Here is a 24,532-nt window from a genome sequence, read left to right as displayed (position 1 = left end):
CGACCCCTCCGGTCGAAAGAGGACCACGATCGCGGCTGGGCCTCTGCAGTGCCAGCACCTCTGTAGTGCCAGCACACAGCCTAACCGCACGGGCCGAAGGCTTCTTTATCGACGCGCGGTCACGGGCCCGACCTGCGGATCGATCGCCGTCAGTCCGGCCGTACCCCGACTGAATACGCCGACGCACGATCACGAACGAGCGCGAGATAGTCGCCCGAGAGGTTGTACGCCATGAGCGCCTGCTGCCACCCGGCAGCGGCAGTGAGGTCTCCCCCGCGTGCACACAGGTAACGGGCGGCGGTGAGGGCAGCGTCGTCGATGTTGTCCGGGTCCACCCGGCCGTCGCCGTTGGCGTCGACTCCCCATTTGAGCCACGTCTCAGGGATGAACTGCATAGGCCCCATCGCACGGTCGTGCACTGGATCGCCGTCCATCGCCCCGCCGTCGGTGTCGGGGATCTCGGCAACTCCCGGGCCACCGTCCAGAGGGATTCCCCGAATGGCCGGGGCGACCTGGCCGAACGCATCGACCGACGAACCGTCGTAGGTCCCGTGGCGGCTCTCGACGCTGCCGATACCGGCCAATGTCGTCCACCCGATTCCGCAGCTGGGAAGCGTCTCGGCCATGACCGCAGCGGCGTACCCGTACGCCTCGAGTGCCGTGGTCCCGATCCCGATGTCGTCCGACAATCCCGCGGCCCAGTCGGCGAGTTGATCAGCACTGCGGCCGGGGGCATTGATGTCGATCGGTGGCGTCGGAGAGCCGGTACCTGGGGGTATGCCCTCCGGAATGGCTACTTTCGGTTCGTTCGATCCACACGCCACGATGCCTGCGCCCAGCAAGGCTGTTCCGGCAGCTACTGCGGCTACGACTCTCGAGAGACGCCGGGGACTTCTGCGGGCTGCGGGAGTTCGGTACACCCTTCCATCATCCACATGCGAGCGAAGTACTCCCGAACCCATTGGTAAAGAACAGCAAAAGTACAGGTCAGGGCGTGGTTCACCACCGATTGTGGAGTATCTTCTTCTGAGTTAAGGCTGGCCTAGCCTCATAAGTTCGTCAGAAGCTGTCGCACTCACTCAGTCAGGAGTCGCCCGTGCCCGTGTCGGTACTCGCTGCCGCGAGCACACCATCAGTTGCCACCCAGTTATTCGGCAGTGGCCTGATCGGTCTGCGCGAAGGCCTCGAAGCGGGCATCGTGGTGATGATTCTCGCTGCCTACCTCGTGAAAGCTCAGCGCAGGGATGCACTCAAATGGGTGTGGCTCGGCGTCGCGATCGCCGTCGCAATGGTGGCGATCATCTTTTTCGCGATCCACTACGGAACGTCGACGGTCGACGGCCTGACCGCAGAGATCATCGCGGGCGTTGCCTCCCTGGTCGCCGTCGTCATCGTCACGATCATGGTCCTGTGGATGCGCACGGCTGCGAAGAACATTTCCGGCGATCTGAAAGCGGGGATGGAGAAGGCGTTGATCGCCGGCCCCGTCGCCATCTTGTCGCTGTCGTTCTTCGCGGTCGGTCGTGAAGGCGTCGAGACAGCGTTGCTCATGGTCGGTTACGCCGAGAACACCGCAGGCAGCTCCTGGCCGTTGGTCGGACTGCTCCTCGGAATTCTCCTGGCCGCCGTCTTGACCGTCGCCATGTACTTCGGAGCCCTCCGTCTCAACCTGACGACCTTCTTCCGGTACACGGCGATCTTCCTCATCGTCGTAGCCGCCGGAATCCTCTCGTACGGTGTTCGCGCTCTACAGACCGGAAATGTGCTTCCGGGCGGTTCGAATCTCGCGTTCAACCTGACGCCCGGCTACGACCCGTCGACCTGGTACGGCACCGTCCTCGCCGGAATCTTCAACTTCCGCCCGGATCCGACGGTCCTGCAAGCCGTCGCGTGGGTCGTCTACCTCGTAGTCGTCCTAGCACTCTTCCTGCGTCCCCTTCCGTCGAAGCCAACCGAGCCGACGGCCCCGCCTGCGCACGACACACACGTTCCCGAAAAATCCTGAGAGGCATTGCCGACATGCGTAAATCCACCCTCGTACTGGCCACGGCTGCGGTACTTCCCTTCTCCCTCGCCGCGTGCACCGAGAAGACGACGGCGAGCGACGGCGACATCGTCGTCACGGCCACCGACGATTCGTGTGACGTCAGTGCCACCACCGGGACCACTGGCAGTTCGACGTTCCAGGTGACGAACAACGGCTCGAAGGTCACCGAGTTCTACGTCTTCGCCGAGGGTGATCGAGCGATGGGCGAAGTCGAGAACATCGGCCCCGGCCTTACCCGGCAGCTGATCGTCTCCCTCCCCGAGGCTGCGACCTATCAACTCGCGTGCAAGCCGGGCATGGTCGGAACCGGCATCCGCCAGGACTTCGTCGTCACGGGCGATTCGCAGGCGGCCACCGACGAGAGCGGACAACTCGCCGAAGCTGCCGACGGCTACCGGCGGTACATCCGCAGCCAGATCGTCGCGCTGCAGGACACCGCAGCTCAGTTCGTCGCCGCCGTCCAGTCCGGCAACGTCGACCAGGCGAAGGCACTGTTCCCGATCGCACGTACCTACTACGAGCGCATCGAGCCCGAAGCCGAGAGCTTCGGCGAACTCGATCCCAAGCTTGACCTGCGCGAAGCGGACCTGGAGCCCGGTCAGGTCTGGACGGGATTCCACCGCCTCGAGAAGGATTTGTGGGTTACCGGACTTCAGCCGGATACCAACGCAGTCGCCGATCAACTGCTCGAAGACATTCAGTATCTTGCTGATCAGGTGAACGCCGAGGACTACGCGATCGATCCAACCAAGATCGCCGGCGACGCCCAAGGACTGCTCGACGAGATCTCGACCTCCAAGATCACCGGAGAAGAAGACATCTTCTCGCACACCGACCTGTGGGACTTCCAGGCCAACGTCGACGGCTCACAAGCGGCGATCGCGGCACTGAACCCGATTCTGCAGGAACGTAATCCCGAGCTCGCCCAACGCATCGCGGACCGCTTCGCCGACCTCGACGCCGCTCTGGCGCAGTTCCGCGTCGGCGACGGATTCGTGTACTACGACACCGTCACCGAAGCGCAGCGTCAAGAACTCTCGCGTAAAATCGATGCTCTGTCCGCCGAGGTCAGCCAGGTCCAGGAAGTAGTCGCGGGACAGTAGATGACTGATTCACCAGAAGGCACACCCGCTGCGGAAAACGCAGCACCGCATGCGGTCTCACGGCGCCGACTGTTCGGCGCCGTGGGGGCCGGCGCCGTCCTGGCCGGTGCCGGTGCCGTCATCGGGCGGGTGACCGCCGACGAGAATTCCGGCACCGATCACGCAGACGTGGTGGCATTCCGCGGCGAGCATCAAGCAGGCATCACGACGCCGGCCCAGGATCGCATGCACTTCGTCGCTTTCGATGTGACGACGAAGTCGCGCGACCAACTGATCACGCTGCTGCAGACGTGGACGGCGATGGCCGAACGAATGACGGCGGGTCAGGAAGCAACCGAGGACGGAGCGACCGGCGACGGTCCGTACGCGCCACCGAGCGATACCGGTGAGGCACTCGATCTCGCGCCGTCGCAACTCACCCTGACCATCGGATTCGGACCGTCACTTTTCGACGACCGTTTCGGGCTCGCAGACAAGAAACCTGCTGCCCTGCTGGATCTCCCCCACTTCCGCGCGGACAACCTCGATCCGAATCGCAGCGGGGGCGACATCGCCATCCAAGCGTGCGCCAACGATCCCCAGGTTGCCGTCCATGCGATCCGCAATCTCGCGCGAGTCGCTTTCGGGACCGCGTCGGTCAAGTGGTCACAACTCGGGTTCGGGCGAACGTCCTCGACCTCGACGACGCAGGCGACACCACGAAATCTGTTCGGGTTCAAGGACGGAACAGCCAACATCAAGGCGGAAGATCCAAACGCACTCGCCCAGCACGTCTGGGTTGATCCCACTGACGATCAGGCCTGGATGGCAGGCGGCTCATTCCTCGTCGCCAGACGAATCCGCATGCTGATCGAGCAGTGGGATCGCGCAGTACTCAAGGAACAGGAAGCCGTCATCGGCCGCTCCAAACGCAGCGGAGCACCACTGGGCGGCAAAGACGAGTTCGACGAACTCGATCTCGATTCCAAAATGGGCCACGACTTCGTCATCCCGGAGGATTCACACGTGCGCCTGGCCTCTGCCGAGGAACTCGGTGGGATTCAGATCTTGCGCCGCGGATACAACTTCACCGACGGCTCCGACGGCTTCGGCCACCTCGACGCGGGACTGTTCTTCGTTGCGTACTGCCGGAATCCGGTCGAGCAATTTGTTCCGATGCAGCAAAACCTTTCACGACACGATGCGCTGAACGAATACATCCAACACGTCGGTTCTGCCGTCTTCGCGTGCCCCGGCGGTCTCGCCGACGGACACTACTGGGGCGAAACACTGTTCGCGTAGCCGAACACCGGAACACCGGTCCAGGTTGCGATCTCGGAACGAAATCTGCGCACGGAGTACTTCTCGTACGAGCGTGCACCATTCACATCCACCGCGGCGACATCTCGGATGCACTCGGCCACCGATTCCCAACTGTCGTCGTGGAAATGGAGTCCGTCGACACCAGGTGTCACGGTTTCCGAAGCTCCACCAATGCTGTTCGTAATCACGCGCGCACCCGCAGCCATCGCCTCCACCGGCATGATTCCGAAGTCTTCGATCGCCGGAAAGACGTATGCGAGTGCCTGCTGATACAGCGCAAAAAGCAACGCATCCGAGGGGCGACGAACAATTCGAACGGGAACCGACGCAGAGTCAGCCATCGCGCGGAGCCGATCCTCTTCCGGGCCCGACCCTGCGATGACAGCAGCCGTCCCGGCCCGCTCGGCTGCCCGGATCACCCAGTCCAAACGCTTGTACGGAATGAACCTCGAGGCACCGAGAACGAATGGTGAGGGCAAACTGGATAGTAGCTGAAGTTCGTTTTCGCTCAAACGGGACCGCCAATCCTCGACGGCGGAGATCCGGTCGACGTCCACCGGGGGGTGGATGACCCGTGACTGCACGCCCCAGGCGCGCTCAACCCGTCGACTGACGAACTCACTGTTCGCTGCGAACGAGGCCCCCTCCGACGCTCTCTTGCGGTCGATTTTGCGCAGAATGGGTGATCCCAGCCTCGCGAGTGGCGAGTTTCCACGCTCGTCCAGTTCGGGGTTCCACACGTACCTGGCGGGGGTGTGCACATAGACGAATTTCCGGAATCGCGCAGACTGCTCCCTGAATGTTGCGTGATGGGCAAACACGTGGGAGCTGATCAGCGCGAAGTCGTAGTCGCGGTTCTCCAACCCTCGCCAGGTGAACGGCATGACAGGCAATGAGAGCGCTTTGCTACGACGCAATGGCGTTGCAGCGAGCACACTTTCGTTGACATCGGTTGTCGAGTAACGCCCGGGAGCATCGTTCCACAGACAATGCAGGTCAGCGTCCGGATAGCAGTTGACGAACTCGTCCAGCACCTTCTCTGCGCCGCCCGAACGCTCTATCCATTCATGGACGAGTACACCTGACATTTTCGGACTCCTATGCGCTTTTTTGGCGCTCCACAAACCTAGAGATTGCCGGATCGGCACCAAACAGACTACTGGTATGTTTACTAGCAACATACAGGCAACCGATCTTGACCGGAGTGATCACCATCGAGACTCAACTGGCCACGTGGTTCGGGTCGGCAGACAGGCCGTTGCTCGGATTCGTTCACGTGCCCTCTTCAGGAACTGTCCGAGAAGCCGTGGTCATGTGTCCCCCGCTGGGCAAGGAGCACATCGACACCTATCGCGGCATGCGACTTCTCGGCGAAAAACTCGCGGCACAGGGTATGGCCGCTTTTCGTTTCGAGTACGCGGGAGTCGGCGACTCGGCCGGTGCCGAAGACGATCCTGACGCTCTCACCCTCTGGCTGAAGAGCATCGTCAGCGCTGTGGACTATGTCCGACGAGCGGGCGCGGAATCCGTCAGTATCGTCGGACTGAGAGTTGGGGCCCTCCTGGCAGCGTCGGCATTGCAGGAGTGCGGAGCCGTCAACTCGATAGTCCTGTGGGACCCAATTCTGACCGGCCGCAACTACCTCAGGGAACAACGTGCGTTCTACGCGATCAGCGTCGGAGAGGACGATCCCGCCGACTCACGTGTGTCGATCATGGGTGGCGTGCTGGCACCCGAATGCGCCGACCAACTGTCACGTCTCCGCATCACCGGACCATTTCTCGGACGTCCACGCACCCTTCTGGCCGTGAAGTCTTCGGTACTGGACAGCAGGGCTGTCGCCGGGCTCGCAGCAACTCTTGATCCCGAGATGATGATCTTGGAGAACCACGACGCGTTCACGTCGCCTCCCAGTTTCTACGTCGACATCCCCTACACACACATCAGCGAAATCGCACAGTGGTTGGATCGCCACGCGCCCACGAGTTCCTCCGCGTTCACTCCCGCGATCACCACCACAGCTCGCGTCGCGATCACCGAAGTCGGCGAGGAGGTGTTCGAGACGTTGGAACGATTCGGTGCTCAGGAGCTCTTCGCGATCCGCACGCATCCCGCAACTTCTCCCGAATCCGAGGCAGGCAACATATCGACCACCGATGCGCCTCCCGAGCGCGGACTACTGTTCTTCACTACGGCAATCGAGCATCGAGTCGGGCCTGGCCGCTCGTGGGTGACCATCGCTCGTGAGGCCGCGGCTCTCTCGGTCACGAGTCTCCGATTCGACCGACGAGGGGTCGGCGACTCGGGCCCGATCGACGCCGACAATCCGACGTCGGTCTATTCACACGCGGCAGACGAGGACGCACGTACTGCCGTTGCTGCACTCGGCGCAGATCCGAGAAACCTCGTGATGACCGGATTGTGTTCTGGGGCATGGACCTCAGCGTCCATGGCGCTCGAGATGGGTGCGAGATCGACAATACTCGTGAACATGATTCTGTGGTCGGTGAGGCGCAAGAAGTCCCTGATGGATGCTGTCTTGCCGGAGGCTCCTCGAATCGATCCAGGTGCCGAAACCACGAAACTTCCCCTCCGCGGACGGGTGAAAGGCGTACTGCAGTCCCGTCTCCCCTATCCAGCGTGGAAGCTTCTGGGAATCAGGGGAATCACGCAGGTTCCTGAGGTAATGCTGGAGGCACTCTGCAAGCGTGGGGTGGATACCACCGTCATCCTCTCCCCCGCGGACGCCGCATGGTTCGATCAGCAACGCGGACCCGAAGGCGTTGCCCGGATGACTCACCGAGGACAAACGTTCGACGCGATCATGCCACCGGTCGGCGATCACCCGTCCTACCATCGTGACCTCCGAAATATCGTGCAAACAAAGGCGATTTCTTCGATAGCGAAAGCATTCGGAATTACGACGGTCCCTCGGGCCGACACGGCGAATGCGAACCGGTTCATCGCGTGAACACATCATTCATGATTGTTGCTGCAATCTTCGCAGTACCCATCGTCGTTGCGATCTACCAGCGACCACAACGCGGCTTGCTGCTTGTTGCACTGTTCGCTCCGCTCCACGGTCTGTTGGCGATCATTCCCGGCGGGACATCGATGGCCGGTTGGAAGGAGGGGTTGCTCCTGCTCACGTTTGGATGCACCTTCGTCAGCCCCAATCGCCTTCGGGTAGAGCGCCCCTCGATGCCTTGGTGGCCTGCTGCCGCAGCCTGGGTAGCATTCGGTTCCGCGTCAGCACTGCTTCTGTCCGGTATCGCCGGGGTGACATCGATAAAGATCACCTACTTCTACATCTTGATACCCGTCATTCTCTGGCGCGCACCGTTCTCGCGGGACGACCGAGATCATCTCGTGTCCGTCTTGATGGGCATGGGGATATTGACAGCAGTCATCGGACTCCTTCAGCAAGCAGTAGGGCCTGCATACCTGGTGGATCTCGGGTACAGCTACACCGAGCAGATTCGAATCACCGGCTCGATCTTGCGAAGCTTCAGCACTTTCACCGGTCCGTTTGCGTTCGGCCTCTTCGTGATGCTGAGTTTGATCGTCGGCATTTCGGTCGCTCTCGCAGATCCGAAAAGGCTGCGCAACATTATCTTTCTGGCCGCAACTCCGATCATGGTCGTAGGCATGGGAGTCTCGATTGTGCGGGCCAGCTACATCGGGTTGGCTGTCGGGCTTCTCTGGATCGCCGTATACAAGTATCGGTCTATCTTGATGTTGTTCGGCGCGGCTGCCGCTGCCGTTCCCTTTGTACTTCTGTTGGCACCACCATCAATCGTCAAACCACTGTTCTCGTCGTACAGTCTCGAAGAACGCGGTAGCGGATGGTCGTCGACAATCAGCTCGCTGTTCGTGCATCCGCTCGGGCAAGGTTTGGGCGCAACAGGATCCGCGGCAGCAAAGGCTGCGGAAGCAGCGCAACCGATGCTCAACACGATGACGATCAAGGCCGCGACAACACTTGGGCTGATCCCCTATCAGCCTGACAACTACTACATGAAAGTCGCGGTCGAGCTCGGACCGATCGGCTTGTGGATTTTTGTCCTGGTCCTCATATCTTCCGGAGTGTCCGCGCTGAGGGCATCGCGGTTGCTTCCTGGCTCGGACGGCGCTTTGGCTCTCGGTGTCAGCGCCTCGATCGTCGCGGCCGCGGTCGCTTCTGTCGTCTCGACATATTTCGAGATATTTCCCCTCGACCTCTACTTTTGGCTACTGATTGGAACCGTGGGATGCGCACTGACTCAACACCACTCGGAGAAAGAAGCGATATCCGGTCACGAATCACCCTCGGAGCCATGGCACTCCGACCTGGTGGGGGCGGCGTCCAAACCTATGCACGCGAACTACTCCGAGAACTCTCCCCACTGATCAGCGAATCGACGAACCTCAGCGCAACAGTGCAAATCGACGCTGTCGATGAGATTCCAACCGGAGTGCGCGCCGTGACGCGCCCTGTCGCCTCCGGAGCACGCAGAGCAGCGTGGGCGATGGTGCCGGTCGCGGGCAGCGACTTGTTCCACAGCCTCGACGTCGACCTCCCGATCGGGCAAGGCGGCCTGAAGATCTCGACGTTTCACGACATGTCGGTATTCGACGTTCCGTGGGCCTTCAGTCGATATCGAGCAGCTGGCGAACGCCGACTCCTGTCCGCAGCGCTACGCAAGGCCGACGTCGTCATTGCAGTATCGGACTTCACCGCCGAACGAATATTCGCACTGAGCGGTCGGCATGCCGTTGTCACGCCGCTGGCACCCGCATCCTGGGCCACGATCCCCACCGAAGCTGCAGTGACCGAAGTTCGGCGGCGATTGAAACTACCGGAGCGATTCGTGCTGCAGGTCGGAACGATCGAACCTCGAAAAGATGTCGCTCTGGTCGCCGAAGCGTGCACGGAGCTGTCGATTCCTTTTCTGCTGGCGGGCTCCGGCTCGACGGGCCCCGACGCGCCCCGTTCCGCCCGAGGATTGGGTTACGTCGCGACAGAAGACCTTCCGGCACTCTATTCCGCCGCAACTGCTGTCGCTTACTCCTCCCACTACGAGGGGTTCGGTCTGCCGCCACTCGAAGCCATGGCGTGCGGCGCGGCAGTGGTTGCGAGTGCGGTCGGAGCACTGACCGAATTCGCCGACAACGCCGCCGTGCTTGTCCGCAAGCACGACAAGGCTTCCTGGTTGGCCGCTCTTCGCTCAGTCGTCCTGGACGACGATGTCAACACCGCACTCCGCATATCTGCGCCACGTGTCGCGGCCCGATCGACGTGGACCCGAACAGCCGAATACACGGTCGACGCGTACCGCACTGCAGGGCTGAGCGTGTGAGTTGCTCATGACGAATCGCAATTCGACGGGCACCGAGCCCGTATCGCCGCGAGAGTTCGCCGAATTGCGCCAGGCCGCTATCGACAAATTCGAGAAGGAACGTCGCGAGCGAGAGACGAAAATCCACGGGCCGGCCGCTCCGGATTTGACTGCGAACGATGCACGCCGAAGCACTGCGATCATGCTCGGAAGCCGGATCGCAGTGGCAGCGATGGGGTGGACCGGCTCGGTTCTGATCGCGCGTTCGATCAGCCCTGACGAATTCGGTCAGTTCTCCCTCATCTTCGGATTGCTCGGCTTGTTGTCCGTCGTCACCGATCTCGGCGTCGGCCGAGTGGTGCTCGCGAAGTTGGTCGAGTGCAATCCGTGGGAAGTTTCGCTGGTCACCACCGCGTTCATATCCCTACGGGTCGCCCTTGGTCTTTTCGGATACATCGTCGCGGTGGGTTATGTCTGGATTCTCCGCTACCCCGCAGAAGTGGTAGAAGCAACGGCGGTCGCTGGTTTGGTCGTTGTCGTTGCCACTCCCAGCCATGCACTTTCCGTCATGTACCAGAGCCGCCTGCGCATGACGTATGTCGCGATCGCCGAGGGCGTCGGGCAACTCGCCCAGCTTGTCGCGACCATCGTCGCGGTTTTGTGGCAGCCGATCCTCCTCGTTCTCGTCATCCCTGCGGTCATCAACGAAGTGGTCGCGGCCGTCGTGAAAGTGCGCGGTGTCCGAAAGGGCGTCGCCGGGCCAAGGCCGTCGTCACGAGTGCAGTTTCGTAGGTGGCGGGAAATGCTGATCGAAGCAATCCCTTTGAGCATCGGCTTCGCTTTGGTCACGCTTCTGTCCAAAGTGGATGTGCTGCTCTTGGGCAAGCTCGATACTTTCGATTCGGTCGGCTTGTACACCATCGGGTACAAATTCGCGGACCTTCTGCAAATCGTCGCAATCACCGTAGTCACCCCGGTAACAACACTTCTCGTGTCATATTGGCCCGACAGCGTGGGAGTGTTCCGCGAACGAAGCCGCGAAACATTCATCGTCCTGACAGTTCTCGGGAGCGCATCGATCGCCGCGTTCTGGCCTGCTGCCACCGGAGTGCTCACCTTTCTGTACGGAGAGCGGTTCGCAATTGCAGGGACCTCGACGCGACTGTTGGTGCTTGGCGCATGCTTCTCGATGCTCACCCAGTTGGGGTTGATGATCCTGGTTGCGAGCGGCCGGCATCGAATATATCCGTGGATTGCATTGGGCGGCTTACTCTTCAATATCGCGGTCAACATCGTGTTGATTCCTCGAATGTCATTCAACGGAGCGGCAGTTGCGACCGTATCGACCGAACTGCTTCTTTTCGTTGCAATTTGGATTGTAGTGCGGCAAAGTCTGCCGGTTCACAGAATGTTTCCGATGCTCCCGCTCGGAGCGGCCGTCGCCCTCTGCGCGGTGGTCACAGTGGCAGGAACGATCTGCGTCGAAAGGTTGAGCGTGCCATGGCCAGTCGTTTCGGTTCTCGCTCCACTTGGGACAGTCGGAATCTATGCACTTGTATCGCTCGCGGGCGGGAAGTCGCCACTCGCAATGGTAAAACCCGACAGGGAAGTAAAATGACACGAACGATCATTTTCGTCAGCCACACTGGAGAGATCTCCGGCGCCGAACTGGTCATGCTCCAACTGATGCGTTTGGCACACGAGCAGGGTTTCACGGTAACGTTGGCTTGTCCGGAAGGGCCGCTGAGGGATCGCGCACGCGCGTCAGTCGACTTCGAAACGGTCACGCTACCAACCCTGTCGCTCAGAGGCGAAGGGGGTCTGGCACGCGTCCTGGCGATTCTCGAAGTTGCAAAGAATTGGCGAATTGCCGGGCGCATCATTGCGTCTCGGGCTCAGTCGGCCAGCTCGACCGTGATAGTCAACTCACTGTTCGCATTGCCGGTGATCAGGCTCGGCCGCGTACCGCAACGTGCAACGTGGCTTGTCCACGACACTCTCTCGAGCACAAAACAACGAATCGTCGTACGGATTGCAAAACCCGGGATCCGACGAGCAGTCGCCGTCTCCGGACCGACCTCGCTTCCTGTTCTTTCGCTGGGAATTCCCACCTCGGTGTCACGACTTGGTGTTGTAGTTCCCACTGAGGTAACGGAAGTTCGATCACCGGCACGCCGAGTTGTCGGAATCATCGGGTCACTGACGCCGTGGAAAGGCCACTTGGTGTTGATGGATGCCATCGCCCGCACAGTAGACGTCCAACTCGAAATCGCCGGACTTCCGTTCCCGGGCGATGAAATGTACGCACAAGTACTACGTGAACGCGCACAGCAGTCGGATCTGGCGGGTCGCGTCACATTTCTCGGATATGTCGATTCACTGGCAACTATCAAAGGATGGGACATCGCGATTTCTGCGAGCACCTCTCCCGAAGCCGGCCCACTCGTGGCACTCGAAGCAATGAGCATCGGAGTGCCAGTCGTCGGAACCGATCTCGGCGGCACCAGCGAGCTGCTGGGGGACGGCGCCGGATCGCTCGTCGAGCCATCTGATTCAGTAGAACTCGCAGCCGAGATAACGAGACTGTTGGAGGACGGGAGTGCACGATCCGAATTGTCACGCATCGGCCGGCGGAAGGTAGAGGACCGATATGACATCCAGAAGAATCTTCCGGCTCTGCTGAAGGAGCTCATCGATGGCTAAGGCACGTCGAGTCGCCGCAGTCGCAGTGGTCTTGTTGATTGTCGGATTGGTAGTCCATTCTTCGATTACCGCAACCGGCGAACCTTGCGCAGTTCAACCTTCGTCAGACAATACTGGCATCGCACTTGGTTCCGGCTATACCGCAATGAGTGACGCCGAAATGGATCGAACGGTGGAAGCTATTCGATCATCGGGTTCGCACTGGGTCAGATTCGACATCGACTGGTCCGCCATCGAAAGTACCGAGGGCGCCTTCGACTGGTCCGGAACCGATCGCCTCGTGGACATCGCAAAATCTTCCGGGCTCGAGATTCTCGGTCTCATCACCTACACGCCTGCCTGGGCAAGAGATCCGGCAGCGACGAGTCCTGACACGCATACCCGTCCGGCCGACCCGGACGCGTTCGGTAGGTTCGCGGCGCTTGCCGCTGCCCGCTACTCGAATTCCATTTCGTCATGGGAGATCTGGAACGAGCCCAATCTCCAAACATTCTTCAATCCGACGCCGGATCCTGAGTATTACTCGAAGCTGCTCGCCGCATCGAGCGTAGCAATCGAGGCAGTGCAACCGGGCGCAACAATTGTCTCCGGTGGCTTGTCCCCCGCAACTGACAACGGCGCTGACATAAGCCCCACGACGTTCCTCGCGAACATCTACGAATATGGAGCTGGACAACACTTCGACGTTGTCGGAATGCATCCGTACACCTACCCGGCACTGCCCTCGGACCCGTTGACTCGAAACTGGAACTCTTTCTATCGAATGCGGCTGATGCACGACACAATGGTTGCAAACGGCGACTCGACCAAATCTATTTGGGCGACCGAATTCGGGGCACCAACAGGAACTGGTCTCGACGCTGTGACCGAGTCGATGCAAGCCGAGATACTGCGTGACGGATTCAACGAAGCACGTAGCCTCGGGTTCGTTCAGAAGGTCTTCGTTTACAGTCTCCAGGACCGCGGCTCCGATCCCGGTGATCGCGAACAAAACTTTGGCCTTCTGAATCTCGACTTCGAACCGAAGCCCGCTATGGCCGTGTTGCAAGATGCAAACGAAACTGGAGGATGCCTCTGAACTATTGATCATTTTCGACCACAGTCACCGAGAAAATCGGACAATACCAACCGGCGCATTTCGCAGTAGCACCCAACCGGACGGAAGTACTGCAGAACCGACTTCGAGACTGGTGCCAAGTGACCCAATTCATGCAATTCTTTGATTTGTCGGATTGGTCATCTAGTTCGGCTTCCAACTTGTCTGTCCCGCACCGGTTTCGAGTCACTGTGGAAAGAAGGTGGTCGACGTGAGTCGACTTCGATTGTCCCTCGCCTGCGCCCTGTTGACTGTCGGGTCATTGAGCGCGTGTGCACCGAGTCCAGTTCCAACAACAACCCCAACCCCGAACTCGACGTGCAGTTCCGTTGGTTTAGGGATCGCCGCGGGCGCCCCACTCAACGGTCTCTCTCAGAATGATCTCGATGCAGAACTGACCGCAATGAAGAATGCCGGCGCGACCTGGCTCAGGTTCGACGTCGATTGGTCCGCCGTCGAATCAACCAAGGGCCAACAGAATTGGAGCGCAACCGACCGCGTCGTCGATCGAGCACGTCTCCAAGGATTGAGCGTCTTGGGAATCGTTACGTACACGCCGGCTTGGGCTCGCGTCGCCGGGGTCAGCGATACCCACGGGTATCCATCCGATCCGGCCGCGTTTGCCAAGTTTGCACAACAAGCAGCACAACGGTACTCGAACAGAATCAGCACTTGGGAGATTTGGAACGAACCGAACCTGACACAATTCTTCCGCCCCAAGCCGAATGTGAACACCTACACTGCACTCCTGAAAGCCGCATCTGCAAGTATCCGTGCGGTACAACCGGGTGCAAAGATTCTCAACGGCGGTTTGGCACCGGCCGTCGACAACGGATCCGACATCTCACCGGTCACATATCTCAAGGGTATGTACGCGGCAGGAGCAAAGTCTTCATTCGATGTCTTTTCGATCCATCCGTACAGTTGGCCTGCGCTACCTTCGGATTCGTCCACCCAGAATTGGAACACTTTCTACAGGATCCGACTGATGCGAGAATCGATGGTGCAGAACGGGGACAGCGGAAAGAAAGTCTGGGCAACCGAATTCGGAGCTCCGACAGGTACAGGCCCGACCGCCGTCAGCCCGCAATTACAGGCCAACATCATCTCGGATGGATTCGCGCAAGCAAAGGTGCTCGGTTACATCGAGCGCATTTTCATCTACAGCATGCGTGATCGCGGAACCAACACTTCGGATATCGAACAGAACTTCGGTCTGGTCACGATCAATTACACTCCGAAACCCGCACTCGCAGCGGTGAAACAGGCAGTTGGAGGGTGCAGCACACCCAAGATCTAGTGAAAGCCCGGTCCTTCAGGATTCCGACTGTCCGTCTGCTGAATCCGAACGTATAAGGCTCACGCGAGTTCTTTGCCTCCTCTTTCGAATTTCCGCTATATCTTTGGAGGTCAACATAATTCGTTCGGTCGAGGCTTCGGAGTCGATGCTGTCGGCTTCCCCGGACGCCTTGACACCAGTTGCATCATTGCTGGTCGACTCCGCTCCGGAAATTTCCACTGCGGACGCCTCGACTCCGGCGCCCTCGACATCAACATCAACAGCCTGCACGATCTGCGGCTCTTCGAGCTCGACCCCTGCGCTCGGCTTGGGCGTAGCCTTCGGCAGGTTCTTCTTCGCAATACTGACCGTTTTCGCATCCACCAGGCTGGCGCGATCCCTCCTCGAATCCAGGGCGGAAGTATCCATTCCGTAGGGCACGGCAACGGAAGGCTCGTTCAGTCGCGGCGCACCGGACTTCACCCAGGCGCTGTCGGACGGGGTCTGTGAGTTCGTGGCCGAGTTGGTCGGCTCGGCCGCCAGTTTCACTGAACTTGCGGGCCTGCGTCTGCGACGCAGCACCGCGAGGGTAAGTACGTCGAGGAGAGGCTCGGGAGCAGACGGACCCACGAGTACCAGTGTTCGCGCAACATCGACTTCGGCCAAAGCCCTGAGGCATTCGACGATCTCCCGTTGGTTGGCGTGCTGTGCGGAGACAACAACCAGGGCAAACCCGGTTCCATTGGAGTCAAATCGGCTCCACCAGTCCGACTTCAGCGAATATCGGGAGACCCCGGATCGCACGTGCGCAGGAACATCCCATGATGTCGAGGGGACGCCGTCACCCGAAAGCACCAGGACATGATCACCGAGACTTGCACGCTGGCATATCGTCAGCGCGAGGTTCGGTGGAAACTCAGCGGCTTCGGAGTGCTGCAGGAGTAGTGAGGCTCCGTATTTCCGGGCCGTTCGACGTGCCCACGCGTCGGTCACTCGCGAACTGAATCGACCCCGGCAGGCAGAGAGGATTTCGGCAGCGAGAATGAGGACCACCAAGAACGCAACCGCCGACTCGACGAGCGGCTTCGGTGCAACCGGCAGACCCGTTCCCGCGGGGGCGGAAAGCAACTGCAGTCGGTCGGAACCGGATACGGTCGATCTCAACTGGCGCAACTGCTCCAGCCTCGCGTCGAGATCCGCCTTGATAGTCGGATCGTCGGCGGGCGTCTCGTATTCGTCCAAGCTTTCTCGCCGCGCTGCGTCCAAGTCCCCGTTCAATCGAGCGATGTCGTCGGTGAGAACTCGGGTACGACGATCCAGCGTGTCTGCATTGCGTCGCGCCTGCGCGTCGCTCAAGGTGGCGACGACTATTCGTGCCAACGCGTCCGCGTCAGCCTGACTGAAGGCAGTCGCCTTGACGAATACCAATGCCGGAGAAGTACCCGGCGTCACCGAGATGTGGCTCGAGACATCCGCTGTCGTCCACCCGTTATTCAACTGGCCGTGGATGGCGGCAACCACATCGCTATCGGTGGCCAGTGCGACATAGGGGGCAACCAACTGGCCGAGGTTCGCGTCCGTCACGACGATTTGAGAGGCAGACTGAACCTCCGCGACGATGTCGGATTGATACACCGGTGTCGCGCTTCCCCGCACAGCGTAGACAATCCCACCGACGAGCAATGCGATGACAAGAGCGGGGAAGAACACTCTTGCAAGGTTTCGTGCATGCCTCACCAGGTCGAAAGTGGGCGGAACGCCGAGTTCGCGACGTATCGCCGCATCCCTGGTACTCGAATCTGCCATCTTGAGTACCCCCGACTGGATCGCGCGTTGAAGCGTAGCTGAAAGAAACCAAAAGTTTGCCGAACGCACACAAACATACCTGACGGCTGATGTCAGCTACCAAGTAGCCATCGCGGTCGCGACCACATCTGCCAGTACTCGACGATTTCGGCTCCGCTCGCGTCGTACAGAGCATTGCCGGCAGCGCTGGCGAGACCACACACGGCGCCGTCGCCGACAGCCTCGAATGCGGCTGCCGACACTTGCCGAAGGACCCGCAACCCATGTCCGCGCCGCTGTCCTTGCGCCCTGGTTCCGGCCGCCCACACAGTGCTGATGGGCTTACCGAACGACAGCATCGCTGCGGTCTGCAGCGTGTCGAGTTCGAACAGGCCGACGACTGAACGCTCACTTGGTCGGTCGGGGGCCGCCTCCTGATACACCAGAGTCGCAGATTCGCGATCGATACCGAAAACATCCTCCGCAAGTTGCCGTGCTGAACGCAGGTCGCCACCTTCCAGGATCCGCACCGCGGCATCCGGCGCTGACGGAGAATTCGGTAGCGCGCGTAGCGAACTCGAACCTACGCACACCCACCCTGCATCCGCGAGGACGGTCGCGGCATCCAGACCCGCCCCGGCGAGCATGACAACGGTGCGCAGTCGCTCTGCGAGCACTCGTTCCACAACGGCGACCGTGTTTTTCCGCACATCACCCCCATGGACCAATGCAAGGTTGTAGCTGGGATCGGGTGCACCCGTGAGAGCGATCCACCAACCGTCGTCGGCGAGATACACACCGGTCTCAGGTACGAGTCCAGACATGTTCTGCCCATAGGCATCCCGTAAGGCGGTCAACCCCGCCACCGTCCGAAGTGGTTGCCATCCGATCATCGTCGTCTCCTGGGTCCAGGTATTGTGGGGCCATCAAACAGATCAAATCGGCCTTGAAGATTGCGGGCATACCTCTATCACTCCTCGCCCTTGGTGCGGCAGCGGGTTGGCCCGTCTTCGTCTCACCCAAGATCGATGCACCACGAAGTGCTGACGCTATCGTTGTCCTCGGCGGAGCACACGACGGACGCGAGGAGGTCGGAATCCAACTGATGAAAGACGGTTACGCACCACGCCTGATCTTCTCGAATCCTTACGGCGACAACGACAAGAAGATGCGGTCGATCTGCGAGGGTACGTTCGACTTCCCTGTCGACTGTTTCGTCCCCTCACCGTCCACCACCGAGGGCGAGGGGTTCGAAATCGAGAGAATGGCCAATGCCAACGGATGGAAGACTGTCATCGTCGTGACTTTCGTTCCTCATATCTCGCGGGCGCGGCACATCATTTCGCAGTGTTATCAAGGAGAACTGGTCATGGTCGCAAGCCGTCCGGAACTCTCGATCGGGACGTGGGCATTCAACTACGTTTACCAAACTGCCGGCTACGTCAAGAATCTGTTCTCGCATTGTTGAGCTCGACAGCTGACAGGAGGGTGCCCGGCGCGGATATCCGCGCCGGCACCAACCGCGTAGTCAGTACGCTCCGTCGCTCTTCGCGACCGCTGAGACGGTACGACTAATGATCGAAAGATTTTGCAGGATAGACCAATTCTCCACGTAGGAAGAGTCCAGTCGAACAGATTCTTCCCACGAGAGGTCACTGCGACCACTTACCTGCCAGAGACCGGTGATACCAGGCTTGACCAGCAGGCGCCGGGCAACCTCGTCGTCGTACATCTCGACCTCGCGCCGCAACGGCGGCCGCGGACCGACAACGCTCATCTCGCCGCGAATGACGTTGAAGAACTGTGGTAGCTCGTCGATGCTCAATCGACGAAGGATCTTGCCGACGGACGTGATTCGTGGATCCTCCCGCATCTTGAACAACACGCCTCCCGCGCCTTCGTTGTCCCCCATCAGATCGACAACCTGCTGATCGGCGCCTTCCACCATGGTACGAAACTTCAACATAGGGAACGGTTTCCCGTTGAGGCCGATGCGTTCTGCCTTGTAGAACACCGGACCTTTCGACGTGAACTTGACCGCAGCGGCGGCGGCGACCATGACCGGCGCCACGAGGAGGATCATCAGCATCGAGAACACCGCGTCGAAAACAGCGGGCGCAAGCCGGTTGGCGCCCTGGTAGCGCGGTCGCGCAACGTGAATCAACGGGAGTCCCGCCGCCGGGCGAAACATCAAGCGAGCCTTCGACACGTCGGCTACGACCGGTGAAACCACCATGTCGACGCCCTCGGCTTCGAGGTCCCACATCAGCTTGCGTATGCCCACCTGCCCGAGGTCTTCGGTTCCGGTGACGATGACGGTGTCTGCGCCGCTTGCGCGCATTGCCTCGACCACCTCGAACTCGTTGCCCAATACCGGGACCGCTGCGCCGTCGACGACGATGTGATCGTCCAGCGCGGTCGCCCGACGCGGAATGCACGCTCCCACAACGTCGTAGCCTGCCGAGGAGTCCCGCACGAAGGCTCGCGTAGTAGCAACGACGGACGCGTGTCCACCGACCAACAGCACCGAGTTGCGGCAATCCCCGCTCGCACGCTTCTTTCGAATGTCGCGTCGCCAGAGGTAGCGCCCGAGAAGCAGCGCAGCGAGCCCGACGGGCAGTGCGATCATGAGATAGCTACGCGCGATTCCTACGCCGAGAATGATCCCGGCCAATGCGCCCACTCCGAAGACTTGGCCGGTAGCGAGCAGCACCTTCTCGTACTCGTCGCTGCCCTCGCCCAGCATCGACTGATGACGGCTGCGTCCGCGTGCGAGCGCGATCATCCACAGCCCTCCCAGCGCTGCAGACGCAATCACCTTGAGTGGTGTCAGCCACTCGATCGGATGCGGCCACATGCTGCCGATCTGTGCGAGCGCGATCACGAACAGAACCGTGATCGAATCGCTCACGGCAATCCGCTTCCGGTATGCCCGACGCCAGTCGGTGCCGACATGAGCGGAATCCTGCAATGCTGCCGACCGGCTCTCCACCTCAGCATGAACGCTCATTTGCCATCAGTCCTTCTAGTCATTCGAATGACTTCAGCGGGTCGAACGGATTCAGCGGATCGCTGATCGGTAGCCACTGCGAGCCTCCAGGTACGGCAACACCCCGCCGGTTGCCGTACCTCGCTGCTCGCAGTGCAGAAACGAACCGTCATCGGACCCCCCTACATAACTGCCGATCAAAGGCCACTTCGTGCGACAAAACGACCCAGTGTTGCTCATTTCGTACGTAAACATACCTTAGGTTTGTTTCAACTGCACTCACCGAGTCCAGGCTATTTCCCGGTTGCCAGATGATTACCGGGCAATTACGTCAAAGTGGGCTAATCCTCCACGTTTTGGAAACGTCTTCCCTCACGAATCCGAATGTCGGCGATCAGCATGTCCAGGGCGCCCAGGAGTGCAGTGTCGGCGCGTCGGCACTGTTCGATCAAAGCTTCCAGATCAGCTTCGTAGGCGCTTTCGATCACACCGGCTTTGGCGGCCCTGCTCAGTACTTTTTCGGCGAGGAGCAACGGCGGCTGCGACCGAGCGATGCCGTCCATGGACGACGCGCGCGCCTTCTCGGCAGCCTTCAAAGCGTCCCACGCCCGCTCTTGCTCAGCGATGTCGACCACTCCGGAACTGACCAGGTGCGGGCTGCGGTGCACAAGTTTCGCGATCAATGCGCCGGCCACGTCGTCCAATTCGAAAACGTCGTGAGATTGAGCGATCCGCGAGTGGAACAACACCTGGAGCAACAGATCGCCGAGTTCCTCACGGAGATCGCTCTCGTCGTCGCTTCGAATCGCGTCGAGTACCTCATAGGTCTCCTCGACGAGGTAAACCGACAGGCTCTCGTGCGTCTGGGTCGACTCCCAACCGCCGCGATTCCACAACCGGTCCATGATCGACGCCGCTTCCACCAGTCGATCGCCGTGAATGGGTTCGGCGCGAATCATCTTTACCCCAGCGGCAGACAACGCCTCGATCTTCGGCTCGGCGGTGTCCATCATCACAGTCACCGCGGCGCCGGGTGTCGTGGCCGGCAATGCGCCGCGTACCGAGTCGGGAACGTCCGGGTCGATATCGATCGCGCCGGACAGGAACGGGAGCGCCTCCAGCGGAAAGACATGCGGCCGCAGAGGATCGAGCAGTACGACGACGGGCGATTCGTTCACCGTGTGCTCACGCCTCGACCAGGACGGCACCGGCGGCGCGCCCGTCTATCGCCAGGATGAAGTCCGCGATGTACTGAAGTAGTTCGACGTCCCGCAGGCGATCCGAGCCGACTCCGCCGGTGCGAGGCAGCGGGAGTTGCACGAGCCCGGTCGTTGCCCGGTACTGCGCGCTCGGATAGATCCTCTTGAGCCTGATCTGTTTGGAATCGGGCAGTGACATCGGCGAGATCTTGAGCTGAGTTCCGGTGACGGCGACTTCCTCCAGTTGGTACTCGCGGCAGAGCAGTCGAAGCTTGGCCACCGAGATCAGCCGTCGAACCTCTTCGGGCAGTGGGCCGTAGCGATCGACCAGTTCTTCGACTACGGCAGCGATGCCGTCGGAATCAGTTGCCGCAGCGAGCTTGCGGTACCCCTCCAACCTGAGCCTGTCACTGGTGACATAGTCGGGCGGGATGTGCGCGTCCACCGGTAGGTCGATCCGGACTTCCTTCGTGCCCTCGTCCATGGTGATCGGTTTGCCGTCGGCGGCAGCCCGGAAGGCTTCGACCGCCTCACCGACCAGCCTGACATACAGATCGAACCCGACCCCCGCGACGTGGCCGGACTGCTCTGCGCCCAGAACGTTTCCGGCTCCACGGATTTCGAGGTCCTTCATCGCGACTGCCATACCGGCGCCGAGGTCCGAATTCTGCGAAATCGTTGCCAGTCGGTCGTATGCCGTTTCGGTCAACGGCTTTTCGGCCGGGTACAGGAAGTATGCGTATCCACGTTCACGACTACGCCCGACGCGTCCGCGAAGCTGATGCAACTGCGAGAGGCCAAGCGAGTCCGCACGTTCGACGATCAGTGTGTTCGCGTTCGAGATGTCCAGACCGGTTTCGATGATCGTGGTACAGACCAACACGTCGAAGTCGCGTTCCCAGAATCCCTGCACGGTCTTTTCGAGAGTGTCCTCGTTCATCTGACCGTGCGCGACGACGACGCGAGCCTCCGGGACGAGTTCACGGATCTTCTTGGCTGCCTTGTCGATCGAGCTGACACGGTTGTGTACGTAGAAGACCTGACCGTCGCGCAGAAGTTCACGCCGGATGGCCGCGGCAACCTGCTTATCCGCATACGCGCCGACGTAAGTGAGGATCGGATGACGTTCTTCCGGTGGTGTGAGGATCGTGGACATCTCGCGGATCCCGGCCATGCTCATCTCGAGAGTACGAGGAATCGGGGTAGCCGACATTGTCAAGACGTCGACGTGGGTGCGTAGTGCCTTGATGTGTTCCTTGTGCTCGACTCCGAATCGCTGTTCCTCGTCGACGATCACAAGCCCGAGGTCCTTCCAGCGAATACCGGTCTGCAGCAACCGGTGAGTACCGACGACGATGTCGATCTCGCCTTCGGCCATGCCGGCGATGATTTCCTTCGAGTCCTTGGCGTCGGTGAAACGGGACAGCCCTCGCACCTTCACCGGGAACGACGCCATTCGTTCGGTGAACGTCTGAAGATGTTGCTGTGCAAGCAGAGTCGTCGGGACCAGTACCGCCACCTGCTTGCCGTCCTGGACTGCCTTGAACGCGGCACGAACGGCGATCTCCGTCTTGCCGTACCCGACGTCACCGATCACCACCCGGTCCATCGGAACCGGCTTCTCCATGTCGGCCTTGACCTCACTGATGACGGTCAACTGGTCGATGGTCTCGGTGAAGGCGAATGCGTCTTCGAGTTCCTTCTGCCACGGCGTGTCCGGGCCGAACGCATGCCCCGGGGCCGCCTGACGCGCAGCGTAGAGCTGAACCAACTCACCCGCGATCTCACGAACCGCCTTGCGGGCCTTACGCTTGGTGTTCGCCCAGTCGGATCCACCGAGCTTGCTCAGCGCAGGCAACTCTCCACCGACATACCGGGAGAGTTGATCGAGCGATTCCATCGGGACGAACAGACGATCACCCGGGTGACCACGCTTGCTCGGCGCATACTCGATGACCAGGTATTCACGACGCGCCCCGCCGATGGTGCGTTCGACCATCTCGACGAACCGGCCGATACCGTGCTGATCGTGCACGACCATGTCCCCGGCAGACAGCGCGAGGGGATCGACCTGATTGCGGCGCTTGGCCGGCAAGCGCTTTCCGTCGCCGACCGCAGCAACGCGGTTGCCCGTCAGATCGGACTCGGTGACGATCACCATCCCCGGCGTCGAGTCGTCGCCGGCGAGTACCAGTCCGTCGTGCAGAGACCCGCGGAGCACCGCGACCTGTCCGCGGGCAGGGGTCGCTCCGCCGTCGAGCATCTTTGCGGGCACTTCGGCTTCACCGAGTCGCTCGACGACTCGGCTTGCGGTGCCGGCGCCTGCCACCACGATCGCCGCGCGACCGCCCGTGCTCACGTGTGCCCGGAGGCTGACGAACAGCTCGGCCAAGAGGTCGTCGGAACCACGTACCTGCGGTGCCGCCTGAACCGGGATTTCCAGTTCTTCACCATTTCCCGACGCCAGCGGGCTGACCGTCCACCACGGACGGCCGGCAGCTTCGGCAGATTCGCGAACATGACGAAGCGACCGGTATGCGGAGGCACCGAGATCGACTCCCCCGCCGTTGAGGATCGACGTGTCGAGCGGTGCAGCGCCGCCGATCGACGCCGCCGTCCACGATGCTTCCAAGAATTCCTGGCCGGTGCGCACCAGATCGGTGGCGCGGGTGCGCACCTTCTCCGGATCGCACAGAAGGATGTGCGCCCCTACCGGAAGGACATCGGAAAGTAGTTGCAGTTCACCGGGTTTGAGAACCGGGAGCAGAGCTTCCATCCCCTCGACGGGGATGCCTGCCGAGATCTTGTCCAGCATCTCGACCAACGACGCGTCAGCCTGATTCTCAGCAGCGAGTGCCGCAGCTCGATCGCGAACATCAGCTGTCAGAATCAGTTCACGACACGGCGGCGCGATCACGGAATCGACGTCGACGTCCGGTAGCGAACGCTGATCGGCGACAGAGAAGTACCGAAGCTCCGATACCTCGTCACCCCAGAATTCGATACGTACCGGATGATCCGCCGTCGGCGAGAACAGGTCGAGAATGCCGCCGCGGACCGCGAACTCACCACGCTTTCCCACCATGTCGACACGGCTGTACGCCATCTCCACCAGACGAACCAGAACAGAATCGAAATCGATCTCGGTGCCGACGCGCAACGTGATCGGCTCGATCTCGCCAAGACCCGGCGCCATCGGCTGAACGAGAGAGCGCACCGTGGTCACGATCACCCGAAGAGGCGAGCCGTACGAGGCGTCGTCTGGTCTGGCGAGCCGGCGCAGTACCTCCACCCGTCGCCCGACGGTGTCCGCGCTCGGCGACAGTCGCTCGTGCGGCAATGTTTCCCACGACGGGAACTGCGCGACGCCTCCACCGAGCATCTCGGTGAGTTCTGACGTCAGATCGTCGGCTTCGCGACCGGTGGCCGTCACCAGCAGCACCGGAGTGCGCGCGGCAAGTGCAGCGGCGATGAATGGTCGAGCCGGCTTGGGCGCCACGATGTCCAGGGCAGGCGCACCGATGGAGTCGATCACTGGAGTGAACGCGGCGTCTGCGAGGGCGACCTCGGCGAGTCCAGCGAGCGCAGTCTGGGCAGAGGACAAGGAAGTCAACGAACGCGCTCCTGAACAGTGATGACGGGTTGCGGACGCACAGCCCGAGCGCAAGATCTCCACCGAGGCAGAGTTGTGCGCCGGTTCGATTCTATCGG

The 24,532-nt window shown here is 60.9% G+C and carries 18 protein-coding genes; 11 read left to right on the top strand and 7 right to left on the bottom strand.

Features of this window, described 5'->3' with window-relative positions; genetic code table 11:
- Nucleotides 1–149 precede the first annotated feature (149 nt).
- Nucleotides 150–962: a lytic murein transglycosylase gene (locus tag FEZ59_RS19635; RefSeq protein ID WP_020908544.1), complete on the bottom strand. Its 813-nt coding sequence runs from the start codon at nt 960–962 to the stop codon at nt 150–152.
- A gap of 140 nt (nt 963–1,102) precedes the next feature.
- Here FEZ59_RS19635 and efeU point away from each other — a divergent pair, with 140 nt between their 5' ends.
- Genes efeU through efeB form a run of 3 tightly spaced genes read left to right on the top strand, consistent with a single transcriptional unit; the run spans nt 1,103 to nt 4,431 of the window.
- Complete coding sequence (gene efeU, locus FEZ59_RS19630; RefSeq protein ID WP_021345071.1) at nt 1,103–2,005, top strand: iron uptake transporter permease EfeU; 903 nt, start codon at nt 1,103–1,105, stop codon at nt 2,003–2,005.
- A gap of 14 nt (nt 2,006–2,019) precedes the next feature.
- Nucleotides 2,020–3,150, top strand: coding sequence for an iron uptake system protein EfeO (efeO, locus tag FEZ59_RS19625; protein WP_172933066.1), 1,131 nt, complete (start codon nt 2,020–2,022; stop codon nt 3,148–3,150).
- Nucleotides 3,151–4,431 (top strand): iron uptake transporter deferrochelatase/peroxidase subunit, encoded by a 1,281-nt coding sequence (efeB, locus tag FEZ59_RS19620; RefSeq protein ID WP_019744632.1) that lies wholly within the window; start codon nt 3,151–3,153, stop codon nt 4,429–4,431.
- Here efeB and FEZ59_RS19615 read toward each other — a convergent pair.
- A complete protein-coding gene (locus FEZ59_RS19615; protein ID WP_172933065.1) occupies nt 4,404–5,540 on the bottom strand; it encodes a glycosyltransferase in 1,137 nt (378 codons plus the stop codon). The genes efeB and FEZ59_RS19615 overlap by 28 nt on opposite strands.
- 116 nt (nt 5,541–5,656) lie before the next feature.
- Between FEZ59_RS19615 and FEZ59_RS19610 the strand changes: the two genes are divergently transcribed.
- From FEZ59_RS19610 to FEZ59_RS19580, 7 genes are all read left to right on the top strand, one after another.
- Nucleotides 5,657–7,423: an alpha/beta fold hydrolase gene (locus FEZ59_RS19610; RefSeq protein WP_202022976.1), complete on the top strand. Its 1,767-nt coding sequence runs from the start codon at nt 5,657–5,659 to the stop codon at nt 7,421–7,423.
- An 11-nt stretch (nt 7,424–7,434) separates the two neighbouring features.
- Entirely contained in the window at nt 7,435–8,841 is a 1,407-nt protein-coding gene (locus FEZ59_RS30090; RefSeq protein ID WP_228117961.1) for an O-antigen ligase family protein, read from the top strand.
- On the top strand, nt 8,769–9,791 hold the full coding sequence (locus FEZ59_RS19600; RefSeq protein WP_228117960.1) for a glycosyltransferase family 1 protein: 1,023 nt from the start codon (nt 8,769–8,771) through the stop codon (nt 9,789–9,791). Before FEZ59_RS30090 ends, FEZ59_RS19600 begins: the two co-directional genes overlap by 73 nt.
- Nucleotides 9,792–9,798: 7 nt before the next feature.
- On the top strand, nt 9,799–11,388 hold the full coding sequence (locus tag FEZ59_RS19595) for a flippase (RefSeq protein WP_134999504.1): 1,590 nt from the start codon (nt 9,799–9,801) through the stop codon (nt 11,386–11,388).
- Complete coding sequence (locus FEZ59_RS19590; protein ID WP_242459854.1) at nt 11,385–12,473, top strand: glycosyltransferase family 4 protein; 1,089 nt, start codon at nt 11,385–11,387, stop codon at nt 12,471–12,473. Before FEZ59_RS19595 ends, FEZ59_RS19590 begins: the two co-directional genes overlap by 4 nt.
- Nucleotides 12,466–13,551: a beta-xylosidase gene (locus FEZ59_RS19585; RefSeq protein ID WP_134999505.1), complete on the top strand. Its 1,086-nt coding sequence runs from the start codon at nt 12,466–12,468 to the stop codon at nt 13,549–13,551. The genes FEZ59_RS19590 and FEZ59_RS19585 overlap by 8 nt, the downstream gene beginning before the upstream one ends.
- Before the next feature lie 220 nt (nt 13,552–13,771).
- Nucleotides 13,772–14,869 carry a cellulase family glycosylhydrolase gene (locus FEZ59_RS19580; protein WP_172933063.1) on the top strand — a complete coding sequence of 366 codons (1,098 nt, stop codon included), beginning with the start codon at nt 13,772–13,774 and terminating at the stop codon, nt 14,867–14,869.
- Nucleotides 14,870–14,884: 15 nt separating this feature from the next.
- Here the strand turns inward: FEZ59_RS19580 and FEZ59_RS19575 are convergent, their stop codons facing one another.
- A complete protein-coding gene (locus FEZ59_RS19575) occupies nt 14,885–16,654 on the bottom strand; it encodes a hypothetical protein (protein ID WP_134999507.1) in 1,770 nt (589 codons plus the stop codon).
- Nucleotides 16,655–16,746: 92 nt separating this feature from the next.
- Nucleotides 16,747–17,526 (bottom strand): N-acetyltransferase, encoded by a 780-nt coding sequence (locus FEZ59_RS19570; RefSeq protein WP_141488620.1) that lies wholly within the window; start codon nt 17,524–17,526, stop codon nt 16,747–16,749.
- A gap of 53 nt (nt 17,527–17,579) precedes the next feature.
- Here FEZ59_RS19570 and FEZ59_RS19565 point away from each other — a divergent pair, with 53 nt between their 5' ends.
- Nucleotides 17,580–18,101, top strand: a complete 522-nt coding sequence (locus FEZ59_RS19565; protein WP_020970286.1) for a YdcF family protein — start codon at nt 17,580–17,582, stop codon at nt 18,099–18,101.
- A 60-nt stretch (nt 18,102–18,161) separates the two neighbouring features.
- On the opposite strand, the gene FEZ59_RS19560 is transcribed toward FEZ59_RS19565, so the two are convergent.
- The 3 genes from FEZ59_RS19560 to mfd all read right to left on the bottom strand — a co-directional run bounded on the left by FEZ59_RS19560 (nt 18,162) and on the right by mfd (nt 24,434).
- Nucleotides 18,162–19,643, bottom strand: coding sequence for a sugar transferase (locus FEZ59_RS19560; RefSeq protein ID WP_141488619.1), 1,482 nt, complete (start codon nt 19,641–19,643; stop codon nt 18,162–18,164).
- A gap of 320 nt (nt 19,644–19,963) precedes the next feature.
- Nucleotides 19,964–20,800 carry a MazG family protein gene (locus tag FEZ59_RS19555; protein WP_134999508.1) on the bottom strand — a complete coding sequence of 279 codons (837 nt, stop codon included), beginning with the start codon at nt 20,798–20,800 and terminating at the stop codon, nt 19,964–19,966.
- A 7-nt stretch (nt 20,801–20,807) separates the two neighbouring features.
- Nucleotides 20,808–24,434, bottom strand: coding sequence for a transcription-repair coupling factor (gene mfd / locus FEZ59_RS19550; protein WP_031331022.1), 3,627 nt, complete (start codon nt 24,432–24,434; stop codon nt 20,808–20,810).
- Nucleotides 24,435–24,532 lie beyond the last annotated feature (98 nt).

The organism is Rhodococcus sp. MS13, from assembly GCF_013277835.1.
Classification (GTDB): domain Bacteria; phylum Actinomycetota; class Actinomycetes; order Mycobacteriales; family Mycobacteriaceae; genus Rhodococcus_F; species Rhodococcus_F erythropolis.
The sequence above is the reverse complement of the archived record's forward strand: the minus strand, read 5'-3'. Positions and strand labels throughout refer to the sequence as shown.

Bases quoted from the DNA above. Each gene is read 5' to 3' on its own strand.
- efeB (WP_019744632.1), top strand. From the start codon at position 3,151: ATGACTGATTCACCAGAAGGCACACCCGCTGCGGAAAACGCAGCACCG.
- efeO (WP_172933066.1), top strand. From the start codon at position 2,020: ATGCGTAAATCCACCCTCGTACTGGCCACGGCTGCGGTACTTCCCTTC.
- FEZ59_RS19595 (WP_134999504.1), top strand. From the start codon at position 9,799: ATGACGAATCGCAATTCGACGGGCACCGAGCCCGTATCGCCGCGAGAG.
- FEZ59_RS30090 (WP_228117961.1), top strand. From the start codon at position 7,435: ATGATTGTTGCTGCAATCTTCGCAGTACCCATCGTCGTTGCGATCTAC.
- FEZ59_RS19560 (WP_141488619.1), bottom strand. From the start codon at position 19,643: ATGAGCGTTCATGCTGAGGTGGAGAGCCGGTCGGCAGCATTGCAGGAT.
- FEZ59_RS19570 (WP_141488620.1), bottom strand. From the start codon at position 17,526: ATGATCGGATGGCAACCACTTCGGACGGTGGCGGGGTTGACCGCCTTA.
- FEZ59_RS19635 (WP_020908544.1), bottom strand. From the start codon at position 962: ATGGGTTCGGGAGTACTTCGCTCGCATGTGGATGATGGAAGGGTGTAC.
- FEZ59_RS19575 (WP_134999507.1), bottom strand. From the start codon at position 16,654: ATGGCAGATTCGAGTACCAGGGATGCGGCGATACGTCGCGAACTCGGC.
- FEZ59_RS19615 (WP_172933065.1), bottom strand. From the start codon at position 5,540: ATGTCAGGTGTACTCGTCCATGAATGGATAGAGCGTTCGGGCGGCGCA.
- FEZ59_RS19600 (WP_228117960.1), top strand. From the start codon at position 8,769: ATGGCACTCCGACCTGGTGGGGGCGGCGTCCAAACCTATGCACGCGAA.
- FEZ59_RS19590 (WP_242459854.1), top strand. From the start codon at position 11,385: ATGACACGAACGATCATTTTCGTCAGCCACACTGGAGAGATCTCCGGC.
- FEZ59_RS19585 (WP_134999505.1), top strand. From the start codon at position 12,466: ATGGCTAAGGCACGTCGAGTCGCCGCAGTCGCAGTGGTCTTGTTGATT.